This is a genomic window from Chelatococcus asaccharovorans, assembly GCF_003201475.1.
Classification (GTDB): Bacteria; Pseudomonadota; Alphaproteobacteria; order Rhizobiales; family Beijerinckiaceae; genus Chelatococcus; species Chelatococcus asaccharovorans.
The window spans coordinates 1-11,521 of the sequence record NZ_QJJK01000031.1; the positions used below are offsets into that span (position 1 = coordinate 1).

Consider the following 11,521-nt stretch of genomic DNA (forward strand, 5'->3'; position numbering starts at 1 on the left):
GCGCCGCTGCTTGTTGCCAGGACGCCGCGCCGCGCCGGATACCCCTACTGAAGACAGCTTTGTCCCGCCAGTGCAGTCCACTGTGACAAATGACATTCCAGAACCGATTCGAGGCCCTTTGTACAATTTCATCAGACAAGAGAAAACGATCGTTTGTAAACGTCTCTAGTGAGCTTTCTGCGTGCTCGGCCATGAGAAAAGTACCGCAAAATCAGCGGTTTTGGCGGCTCTGGGTTCGCTTACAGCCAAGCCTGTTCAATCACGGAGGCTGATCGGCTCTCTATAATACGCGCGTGTGAAAAAGATACCTATGTGACGGAAGTGAAAGACGTGATAACTTCCGTATGATAAACAAAAGCACGAAATACCAATGAGTTATGAACTTACCGATTTGGCTATCCAGAGCCTGCTTCCGGCCCTCGTGCGCGCGGAGGACCAGTTGGCTCGCCTGGACGAAATTGTGCGCCGCAGCCCGGTCGGGGCAGGGGTCGTCCAGCGCGGGCATTTCTTCGACTCGGCCGCCAGCATGTGGGTCTCGGGCCAGCTTGTCCACGTCGAGGACCTGGTTCTCCACGACGCCAATATGGACATTCGAACTCCCACTCATGAGCTGACGCTTGCCCACGCGATATTGCGCGCCCGGCGCCGGATTGCCGGAGCGAACCCGGATTGGGCGCTCAGCGAGGCCGGCATCGCGATCCTGGTCGGCGCAGCGTCGCTCGCATCTTTCCACGATCAGGGCGCGCACCGTGAGGCGGAGATCGAGACGCACGATGACGACGATCCGCTTGCCCGCGAGTTCGCGGCCATTGATGCTATCCTCGACCGTTCACGGCGCGTCATCGATGGGCTTGAAGCGGAAAGGTCGGCTGCCCCTGTGGTCCGATCGTCACTCGTCGTCGGCGACCTTGTGATCCGGGATTCGGATTGGGATGAGCAGGAGCGACTGACGGAATTCAGGAAGGTCATGAAGCAGGTCGAGATGTTGCCGCCGGCGCTCGCGGCGGCTGTTCTCTTCGATGCCTGGGAAACGCTTGAGCCGATACAGCGGCAGCACGGCCTGGGAGGTCAGCTCGTGAGCGCCTATCTCCGGGCGCGGCGCAAGGTCACGTCGCATGTTCCGACCTTCAACATCGGATTGAAGGCCGTGCCGCGAGAGCGACGGCGCGCCCACGCCCGATCGACGCGATTGTCTGCTTTTCTCGAAGCGATGGCTGCGGCGGCAGACTTCGGGATGAAGGAGGTCTATCGGCTCTCTCAGGCCCGCGATCAGATGGAACGCAAACTGCGCGGCCGCCGATCCAGCAGCAGCTTGCCTGCCGTCATGGATCTCGTGCTGACCCACCCGATCGTCTCGGCACCGATGATCGCCAAGGCAGCACGGGTAACGACGCGGGGTGCCCTGAATTTGATTGGGGAACTTGGCGTGCGGGAAATGACGGGGAGGGGCCGCTATCGGGCCTGGGGCGTCATCTAAATGGATGAGGTCGTTGGAGGCGCGGCTGGGGCGCCGTTGTTCCGGCGACTTTCATATAATTCACTTATTTCATATGTTGCATTTAAGCGTCGTTAAAGGACTTCTGGGTCTGCTGGGCTTTGACGCATCTTTTTCAAGCGCGTGGGCGAACGTCAGGGGCTGAAGATCCGGTCGATGGCGGCACCATCGACGCCACCCATCTGGGTCGCAGGTCCGGCCTTTATCTCGAGGCGAGAGTCGGCCGTGACGATGAAATCGACCAACACATGATCGCCTGGAGACGAAGCCTCGACCGCCGACCGGATCACCTTGCGCAGCACACGCCCGAGTTCGGTCGGCCGGACCGCGTGACCGTCCTTGAGCAGCGGTACGCGAAGCGCACATTGAATCCTGCGTTGAACGTTGCTTCGGATCAGCTCCCGCGTCGCCCGTGACTTCGCGAAGTCGCCGAGTGCCTCGATGAGCTCCTTGGCATCAGGCGTGCTCGGTGAGTGCAACGTGAGCAGTTCGACAAGGCCGGTCTGAACAGTCATAGCGCTCCTATACCATTTCGAGCGTAAGTCGCCGATGTCAGAATCCGTATCGTTCGTCGGCCCATCGCAGCAACACCTTGGCGTCCTGGTCCGGGAGCCGCACGCGCGCCTCGCGCAACCCTTGGGCGATGGCTTCACCGACCTCCGGTTCGACCCTGTTGCCGTGCGTCATCAGGAAGAACCAGGCGAATGGAAGTCGTGCCTCGCGGTCAATCGCCTCGATGCGACCCATCAGCATGTGGACGGACAACTCCGCGGCCGCCAACTTCTCCGCCGGCAGGTGCAGCGGGCGGGTGATGAAGCCGATCTCGTGCTGATGGATCGAATCGAACTGATGTCCGTACTCCCCAGCGGACAGCCTTGAGTTAGCTGTTGACCGTTTCTTGAAGCGCGGCAATTTTTGCCAGTATGTCGTCGAATGACGGCGGCGTCTGGTCAAACATCATCGGCGCCATCGCCCGGTAATCGGCTCGCAAGTCTTTGACCCGTGTTGCGTCCGGCATCAGCAGGAGCGTGCCTGGCCGAGCAGTTTCGTAGCTGGCCCAGCCCGAACGGAAGAAGGTGGCTTTGTGCTTTGCCACCTGCGCCAGCAGATCGAAGTCGGCCGCAGCGGCATGGCCCTCGTCCGTGTCGAGGAGCATGGCAAGGTCGTAATAGTGCCGCGAGAAATATTGTGGTGTTGGCGACTCGTCTGGCCGATGCGCTTCCGCATGGAGCGCCGTCGCCTTTTCCCAGAAGGTGCGCCGTGCTGATAGCACGGTCACACTGGTGTCAGGCTTCTCGAAGAAATCGGGATAGTCGTCGGCCGTATAGGGGCGGATCGTCTTCTCCTCGGTTGGCCAGGGATCGCCGCGCGCGCCGAGTTCGAGCTTCACGTGCGGCGTGATGTAGGCCATGCCCTCATATTCTGTGGTGAACAGCGCCGTCGGGTAGCGGAAGTTGATGGTCTGCGCGTCGCGGGCATCGATCTCCAACGTCCACTCGCGGTTGGCCGGTTCGCCAAGCTGTTCGACGATCGCGGCGCGGAGCGCCGGGAAAAGTCTTTCGGCAATGTGACGCTCGACGTCACCGACCAGGTCGTCGATCAGCCGGGCCGACTGTTTCCTGCTGATCCCCTCCTTTTCGGGATCGCGCTCGCCGGTATAGCCCAGTTCGGCGCGATCGAACGACAGGTCGATGTCCTCGGAGAAGCGGCGGATGGCGCCGAACGCCTTCGAGAGCGATGTGCCACCCTTGAAAACGAGAGTCGCCGTCGTCCCTTTCGGCAGACCGAAAAGGCGCCTCAAGGTCCAGCAGACCCAGAAGTCCTTTTCGATGATCGTGTCGGCGATGCCGCGGCCGGCGCTGGTCTCCCCGAACAGGGCAGCGCGATCATTGGCAGGGAGACAGGCGACCTTATCCATCGATATCGACCATCGCCGCGTTGGCGATTGAGACCAGAGTCGGTCGCATCCAGGCGGGCGCCTGAACGGCGGTCGAGGCCAGCGTCTTCTTGTCGGTGGCCGAGAGCCGGTGCGCGGCGACCTGCGCGACGTCGGCAGCACGCACGGGGCCGACATGGCGAAGGGCCTGAACGACGGTACCGGCGGGGCTGCCCGGCGCAATCAGATGCTTTGGCGACGCGTGGCGAAGATCGACCACGCGCTTCCCGAGCACGACGCGTCGTGACGGACCATCGGTCAGATAGGTGCTCTTGGCTGGAACTTGTGTCGAGAGGCCCAGCGCGTTCGCTGCCCGCGCGCCGGCGATCTGGACCTGCGAGCCGGTCTCCCGGGCGAGCGCTTGGGCGACATCATCGGGAGCGGGCGAGAGCGGACCGAGCTTCGGATGCAGCTTGGGGAAGTCATAGAGCCCACGTGCGAGACGCCGAAGTTGGCCACTCTTAACCAGCCGGGAAAGGGCTTGGTCGACCGCGGAGCGAGCGGCGACGGTGAGGAAGTCGTTGGGCGTGAAGACGCTGCCGCGTCCGCTCGCGCGGACACGCTTCATCATCCTGTCGGGAACAGAAGCGGTTATCATCTTCATGTGTCAGAAAATAGCGTATCTTTTTCTGACATTCAAGGCGTCACGCTTTGAGCGCCACGTGCCCATGTTGGGCGCCCGATATTTACGACTATGACGATAAAGGCATGTGCGATGCCGTGGCGGAACGCTGGTTTTGCCCCAGCGTCAGACAGGGGGCCTGCTGCAGGTTCCTCGTTGATGCAGCGATCCCGGCGTCCTTTTTCGGTCCGAGCCCGACCGGCACGGTGTCGCCGCGTTGAGCGCCGACCAATGCGGCTCTCCCGACCCGCCGTACCCAGCTCGCACAGATCTTCATGATGCCCGTCAAGCTCTTCCGTTCGGACGACGGTTACGGCGTTCTGCAGGCGCGGAGTTCGATGACGGCGAAGTCGAGACCCTCGCCGAATACGACCCGTTCGACGGCGGACCGGCTCATTGAGCCGACTCTTTTCCTTCCGGAGGTGTCGCTTGCGAGCGGCAGGCGGCAAGGGAAGCTGCGCCGCGGCCGGCCGGCTGGGCTCGGCGCACTGCTTTTTTCGTCAGTTGCCGGCCGCGCCCTTGCCCCCTTTGCTCTTCGCGGTGTCCGGACAGGGCTCCGCGAGATGCGGGGAAAGGAAAAGGCAAGGAAAGGCGGACGCGAGGGCGTGCCGGCAAGGCTATGGAAAAGAGTGAACTGGAAGAACTACGGGACCGCGTAAATTGCGCCGCCGTCCTGGAGAAGGCCGGCTTTGCGATCGACCTGAAGGAGAGCACGCGAAAGGCGGTCAAATATCGCCGCGGCGGCCAGATCGTCATTGTCATCCACGAGAGCAGGGGATGGTTTGACCCTTTGAGCGATGCCAAGGGCGACGTGTTCAGCCTGGTCGAGCATATCGACCGCGTGCCCTTCGTCGAGGTTCTCGAGCGCGTCGCGTCACTGGTCGGCTTCGTGCCGAAGGAGCCCGTCTGGACGCGGCCCGCGCGTGAGCCCGAGTCGGTCGCTTCTATCCCCGACCGATGGTCAAAGCGCCGGAAGCCATGGCCGGGATCGCTGACCTGGCGTTATCTCAATGATGCACGCTCCCTTTCGGAGGCCGTCATCCGCACCGCGACCAGACATGACCTTGTGCGAGAAGGTCCGCGTGGCAGCATGTGGGCCGCGCATAGGGACGTCGCCGGCGTTGTCACCGGCTGGGAGGAACGCGGTCCCGAATGGCGTGGCTTCGCAACCGGCGGCGCGAAAGTGCTCTTCCGTTTCGGTCTCGCTCATGCCTTGCGCCTCTGCGTCACCGAAGCCGCGATCGACGCGTTGAGCCTCGCCGCTCTGGAGCGCATGCGCATCGACAGTGTCTATCTCAGCACTGGCGGAGGCTGGGCGCCGGCGACGGACGCGGCGATTCGCGCGCTCGCGGCGCGCGAGGGCGCGCTGCTGGTTGCGGCGACCGACAATAACGCGCAGGGCGAGGCCTACGCGGATCGTCTGTCGCGGATCGCGTGCGAAGTCTCGTGCGATTTCGAACGCCTCCGATCGACGGAGGTCGACTGGAACGCCGAGCTGAAGGCAAGGGCAAGGGAAGAAGAGGAGGGAACGGAAATCCGGCTGCCGCATGCCCGCCGTCCGCGTCAAGGGTAAAGCTTCGCCCGGCTGTGCCGGCCCTTGACCCGGCCGGACGGAGAGGCGGCCGCGGAAGAGGGGTCAGAAGGGCCGAAGGGATGGACATCCACGAGGATGTGCCGCGCTCCGGCCCGACGAGGCTGAAAGGAGCCCGCTCATGACCCTCTCTCCGATCCGCAAGGTCTATCAAGGCGTCGCCGACCGCCGGCAGATGTTCCGCATGTTCGACCGGCACGCGCAGCGACCGAACCGCTGGGAGGGCGACGACAGTGCGCTCTATCGCGGCGAATGGTTCGAGATCGGCGAGGCCGAGCACGACTACATGCTCGATATCCTGCCGCCGCTCTGGATGCGTGGCGATGTGTTCGCCATGCGGGAGTTCCTCACCGGCTCGATCACCAGCATCTTCTTCACGCTCACGATCGACGGCCGGTTCCGGCATTTTCACGGATATTGCGATCTCGCCGATCGCGGTTCCCCGGAGCAGATGAAGGCTGCCATCGTCGAGCGTGAATCCCGACCCGTCCGAGCGATGACACGCGAAGAGCGTGTCGAGCATATCTGGTCCAGCACCCATGACGACTATCGCGGCTATGCCGACTGGCGTTTCCCGCACGGCCAGCGCGGCCAGCGCATCGTCATGATGTGTGCGCCGAGCCATGCCCGTGACTTCAAGCTGCTTGACCAGCTTGCGGATGCGGAAATCTCGGCCAAGCTGCCGGTGCATCTGCGCTACCTGCCCGATGCGATCGCGGCGTGAGGAGGACGGCATGATACTGACGTTCTCACTCACAGCCGTCCGTGACGTCATCGCTCGCGGCGTTGCCGATGCGAAGGTCAACGGGGGCTTCCGCGACCCTTGCCTTGGATACTCCCCGATCGACACCCGCAAGCCTGGCTTGTGGCTCGTCGGAGATCATGGCGTCTATCTATGCTCCAACGGCGCGCTCGCCGAAGGTGCGAAGCCGCTGGTCGCCTATGCCGAGGAATGCGACCCCGGCAAGCATGACGGCTGGTTCGAGGTGAAGCGCAGGAGCTTCGGCCCTGACGACGGCGTGGACTTCTTTCCCGCCGAAAGTCTCGAAGCCCTGATCGCCTCCGGTCCCGGATGCACGCATCTGCGCATCGCGTTCCTGAAGGATGAGATGCATCTCGACATGATCGAGAAGCCATAGCCTCCGCGTAACCTACTCCAACCCCATCACCATCGCGACCGTTCGCACCTGCCGGGACCGCCCGGCGGGCCGACGGCGCGCGCCTGCAGCACAGGAGATTTCCAATGGCGCACGACGATCCCTTCACAATCGACCTTTTCGGCAATACGGCCCTGTCGTCCGGCCTCGGGCTAGGCGTGACCGCCTTTGCCGGCGATTTCACGCCGGAGCCCGACGATGACGACGATCCCGATCCATCAACGCCGGCGCCCGCAATTGCGGGCGTCAAGGCGTCGCGTGCGGCTTCACCGGGGAGCCGCACGCGAGGCGAGAACTTCCATATCGTCGGTGATCGTGTCCTGGCGAAGGGCTGGAAGGCTCGTGCGCGTGACAATATCGCCGCGATCCGGCTCGCGGCCGAAATCGAAGCGGCGGAGCGTCCCGCCACGCGCGCGGAGCAGGAGAAGCTGATCCGCTTCACCGGATTCGGCGCATCGGATCTTGCGAACGGCGTTTTTCGTCGGCCCGGCGAGGTCGATTTCCGCGAGGGCTGGGATGAGATCGGCTCGGCGCTTGAGGACGCCGTCGGGGAAGCCGATTACGCCTCGCTCTCCCGCTGCACGCAGTACGCCCATTTCACGCCAGAGTTCATCGTTCGGGCGATCTGGGCAGGTCTCCAGCGTCTCGGCTGGCGCGGCGGCCGTGTTCTTGAGCCGGGAATCGGCACTGGCCTGTTTCCGGTGTTGATGCCGGAAGGACTGCGCGATATCTCCCATGTCACCGGCGTCGAGCTCGATCCGGTCACGGCGCGCATTACCCGGCTGTTGCAGCCTCGCGCGCGCATCCTCTCCAGCGATTTTGCGCACACGGAACTGCCGCCGAGTTTCGACCTCGCCATCGGCAATCCGCCTTTTTCCAGCCGGACCGTGCGGTCGGACCGGGCCTATCGTTCGTTGGGTTTGACGCTGCACGACTATTTCATTGCGCGATCCATCGACCTGTTGAAGCCGGGCGCGCTCGCCGCCCTCGTGACGAGCTCGGGCACGATGGACAAGGGCGACGCCACGGCGCGCGAGCATATCGCGAAGTCGGCCGATCTGATCGCGGCGATCCGCCTGCCCGAAGGCAGTTTTCGGGCCGAGGCCGGCACGGAGGTCGTGGTCGACGTGCTCTTTTTCCGCAGGCGGAAGGCCGGGGAGCCGGAGGGCGATCTTTCCTGGCTTGATCTTGACAAGGTGCGGCCAGCGACAGAGGATGAGGAGGCGATCCGCGTCAATCGCTGGTTCGCACAGCACCCGGATTTCGTGCTCGGCACGCATGCGCTTCGTCGCGGCATTTACGGTCCCGACGAAACCTATACCTGCCTGCCGAACGCGGGCGTCGATCTCGGCGCGGCGCTGGATGCCGCCGTCCTTCTTCTTCCGGAAGCCATCTATGACGGCGAACCTGGCGAGATCGATTTCGATCTTGGGGGTGTCGACGATCTTGACGATGCCGATCTTCCCGCGAATCGTCCTGTGCGCGAAGGCAGCTATTTCTTCGACAAGGCGCGGGGCCTGATGCAGATCCTCGATGGTGAATCCGTCGCGGTCAAAGTCCGGAAAGGCCGCAGCACCGACGGCATTCCGGAAAAGCATGTCCGCATTATCCAGAAGCTGATTCCGATCCGCGATGCCGTGCGCGAGGTGCTGAAATGCCAGGAGCTCGACCGGCCGTGGAGGGATGCGCAGGTCAGGCTGCGCATCGCATGGTCGAGCTTTGTCCGCGATTTCGGCCCGATCAATCACACGACGGTTTCGGTTACGGAGGACGATGAGAGCGGCGAGGTGCGCGAGACGCATCGCCGGCCGAACATCCAGCCGTTCCTTGACGACCCGGACTGCTGGCTCGTCGCCTCGATCGAGAACTACGATCTCGATACCGATACGTCCAAGCCCGGACCGATCTTCTCCGAGCGCGTGATCGCGCCACCCGCAGCCCCCGTCATCACCTCGGCCGCCGATGCGCTGGCCGTCGTGCTCAACGAGCGCGGCGGCGTCGATATCGAGCATATTGCCGAGCTTCTGCATCAGGACGCCGCCGGCGTCATTGCGGAGCTTGGCGATGCGATCTTCCAGAACCCTGCCGATGGCTCGTGGCAGACGGCGGATGCTTATCTCTCCGGTCCGGTGCGCGACAAGCTCAACGTGGCCGAAGGTGCCGCCGCGCTTGAACCCGCATTCGAGCGCAATGTCCGTGCGCTTGTTGCGGTCCAGCCCCCCGATCTCGGTCCTTCCGAAATCACCGCGCGGCTCGGAAGCCCTTGGATTCCGGCCAGGGACGTCGTCACCTTCGTCAAGGAGACGATGGGAGCCGACATCAAGATCCATCACATGCCGGAACTGGCGTCCTGGACGGTCGAGGCCCGTCAGCTTGGCTGGATGGCCGCCGGCACATCGGAATGGGGCACCGATCGCCGCCATGCCGGCGAGCTGCTCGCCGATGCGCTCAACAGCCGCGTGCCGCAGATATTTGATACTATCAAAGACCCCGATGGCGAACGCCGCGTGCTCAATGTCGTTGATACCGAGGCAGCCAAGGAAAAGCTGCACAAGATCAAGACCGCGTTCCAGAACTGGGTCTGGTCCGATCCCGATCGCACCGACCGTTTGGCGCGGATTTACAACGATCGCTTCAACGACATCGCGCCGCGAAAATTCGACGGCTCCCATCTGAAACTTCCGGGCGCCTCTGGCGCCTTTACTCTTTATGGGCATCAGAAACGCGGCATCTGGCGCATCATCGCGGCGGGCTCGACCTATCTCGCCCACGCCGTCGGCGCCGGCAAGACCATGACGATGGCGTCCGCCGTCATGGAGCAACGCCGGCTCGGACTGATCGCCAAGGCGATGCTGGTCGTCCCCGGTCATTGCCTGGCGCAGGCGGCGCGCGAGTTCCTGGCACTCTATCCTTCCGCCCGTATCCTCGTCGCGGACGAGACGAATTTTACCAAGGACAAGCGCGCCCGATTCCTGTCGCGGGCAGCGACGGCGACCTGGGATGCGATCATCATCACGCACAGCGCGTTCCGTTTCATCGGCGTGCCCTCGGTGTTCGAGCAACAGATGATCCAGGACGAGCTGGAGCTCTACGAGACGCTGTTGCTCAAGGTCGAGAGCGATGATCGCGTGTCGCGCAAACGTCTCGAGCGGTTGAAGGAGGGCCTCAAGGAGCGGCTGGAGGCACTCTCGACGCGCAAGGACGATCTGCTCACCATTTCGGAGATCGGCGTCGACCAGATCATCGTCGACGAGGCGCAGGAGTTCAGAAAGCTCTCCTTCGCCACGAACATGAGCACCTTGAAAGGCGTCGATCCGAACGGCTCGCAGCGCGCCTGGGATCTCTATGTGAAGTCCCGCTTCATTGAGACGAAGAATCCTGGCCGTGCGCTCGTGCTCGCGTCGGGCACGCCGATCACCAATACCCTCGGCGAAATGTTCTCCGTGCAGCGGCTCATGGACCATGCGGCGCTGGCGCAGCGCGGTCTGCACGAGTTCGACGCCTGGGCATCGACCTTCGGCGACACCACGACCGAGCTCGAATTGCAGCCATCCGGCAAATACAAGCCGGTGTCGCGGTTCGCCAGCTTCGTCAACGTGCCGGAGCTTATCGCGATGTTCCGCAGCTTCGCCGACGTCGTCATGCCGGAGGATTTGCGTCAATTCGTCAGGGTGCCGGCGATCTCGACCGGCCGCCGGCAGATCGTCACGGCGAAGCCGACCGCCGCCTTCAAGCGCTACCAGCTTCAGCTCGACGCGCGCATCAAGGCGATCGAGCAGCGCAATCGGCCTGTCGAACCTGGCGACGACATCCTGCTGTCCGTCATCACCGACGGGCGTCATGCGGCGATCGATCTTCGCCTGGTCGATGCGGACAACGACAATGAGCCCGGCAACAAGCTCAATATGATGATCGACACCGCCTTCCGCATCTGGCGGGAGACCGAAGCGAGTACCTATGTTCAGCCGGACGGCAGGCCCTATGAGCTACCCGGCGCCGCGCAGATGATCTTCTCGGATCTCGGCACGATCAATGTCGAGAAGACCAGAGGCTTCTCGGCCTATCGCTGGATCAGGGACGAGCTCATCCGGCGCGGCGTGCCAGCCGCCGAAATCGCCTTCATGCAGGACTTCAAGAAGTCGGAGGCGAAGCAGAGGCTGTTCGGCGACGTGCGTGCCGGCAGGGTCCGCTTCCTTCTCGGAAGCTCGGAGACGATGGGCACCGGCGTCAACGCGCAATTGCGCCTGAAGGCGCTGCATCACCTCGACGTGCCGTGGCTGCCCTCGCAGATCGAGCAGCGCGAGGGCCGCATCGTTCGCCAGGGCAACCAGCACGACGAGGTTGATATCTACGCCTACGCGACGGAGGGCTCGCTCGATGCCGCAATGTGGCAGAACAACGAGCGCAAGGCCCGTTTCATCGCGGCCGCGCTCTCCGGCGATATTTCGATCCGCAGGCTTGAAGATCTCGGTGATGGACAGGCGAACCAGTTCGCCATGGCCAAGGCCATCGCTTCCGGCGACCAGAGGTTGATGCAGAAGGCAGGGCTTGAAGCCGATATCGCCCGGCTCGAACGGCTTCGCGCCGCGCATATCGACGATCAGCATGCCGTGCGCCGGCAGATTGGCCCAATGACCACATAGCTGCTCAAAAACGACAGCGGACAGAACATATTAAGAACATCATTTCCGTCGGCCCGAGAATTCCCGGACCCGTCCCC

The 11,521-nt window shown here is 63.2% G+C and carries 8 protein-coding genes and 1 pseudogene; 5 read left to right on the top strand and 4 right to left on the bottom strand.

Annotated elements, in window-relative coordinates:
* Positions 1-370: 370 nt before the first annotated feature.
* Complete coding sequence (locus tag C7450_RS33090) at positions 371-1,477, top strand: RHE_PE00001 family protein (RefSeq protein ID WP_068184895.1); 1,107 nt, start codon at positions 371-373, stop codon at positions 1,475-1,477.
* A gap of 152 nt (positions 1,478-1,629) precedes the next feature.
* Here C7450_RS33090 and C7450_RS33095 read toward each other — a convergent pair whose 3' ends face one another.
* The 4 genes and pseudogenes from C7450_RS33095 to C7450_RS33110 all read right to left on the bottom strand — a co-directional run bounded on the left by C7450_RS33095 (position 1,630) and on the right by C7450_RS33110 (position 3,999).
* Positions 1,630-2,010, bottom strand: coding sequence for a hypothetical protein (locus C7450_RS33095; protein WP_068184892.1), 381 nt, complete (start codon positions 2,008-2,010; stop codon positions 1,630-1,632).
* A gap of 37 nt (positions 2,011-2,047) precedes the next feature.
* Positions 2,048-2,323, bottom strand: a pseudogene (locus tag C7450_RS33100) (hypothetical protein); the annotation flags it as partial.
* Positions 2,324-2,375: 52 nt separating this feature from the next.
* Complete coding sequence (locus C7450_RS33105; RefSeq protein ID WP_068184886.1) at positions 2,376-3,413, bottom strand: nucleotidyl transferase AbiEii/AbiGii toxin family protein; 1,038 nt, start codon at positions 3,411-3,413, stop codon at positions 2,376-2,378.
* On the bottom strand, positions 3,406-3,999 hold the full coding sequence (locus tag C7450_RS33110) for a DUF6088 family protein (RefSeq protein ID WP_068185013.1): 594 nt from the start codon (positions 3,997-3,999) through the stop codon (positions 3,406-3,408). Before C7450_RS33110 ends, C7450_RS33105 begins: the two co-directional genes overlap by 8 nt.
* A gap of 673 nt (positions 4,000-4,672) precedes the next feature.
* On the opposite strand from C7450_RS33110, the gene C7450_RS33115 reads away from it, so the two are divergent.
* The 4 genes from C7450_RS33115 to C7450_RS33130 all read left to right on the top strand — a co-directional run bounded on the left by C7450_RS33115 (position 4,673) and on the right by C7450_RS33130 (position 11,444).
* Positions 4,673-5,626, top strand: coding sequence for a DUF3991 domain-containing protein (locus tag C7450_RS33115; protein ID WP_068184884.1), 954 nt, complete (start codon positions 4,673-4,675; stop codon positions 5,624-5,626).
* A gap of 139 nt (positions 5,627-5,765) precedes the next feature.
* Positions 5,766-6,368 (top strand): DUF1419 domain-containing protein, encoded by a 603-nt coding sequence (locus C7450_RS33120; protein WP_068184882.1) that lies wholly within the window; start codon positions 5,766-5,768, stop codon positions 6,366-6,368.
* Positions 6,369-6,378: 10 nt separating this feature from the next.
* Positions 6,379-6,783 (top strand): DUF3085 domain-containing protein, encoded by a 405-nt coding sequence (locus C7450_RS33125; protein ID WP_246574492.1) that lies wholly within the window; start codon positions 6,379-6,381, stop codon positions 6,781-6,783.
* Positions 6,784-6,887: 104 nt separating this feature from the next.
* Complete coding sequence (locus C7450_RS33130; RefSeq protein ID WP_245450312.1) at positions 6,888-11,444, top strand: Eco57I restriction-modification methylase domain-containing protein; 4,557 nt, start codon at positions 6,888-6,890, stop codon at positions 11,442-11,444.
* The last annotated feature ends 77 nt before the right edge of the window (positions 11,445-11,521 follow it).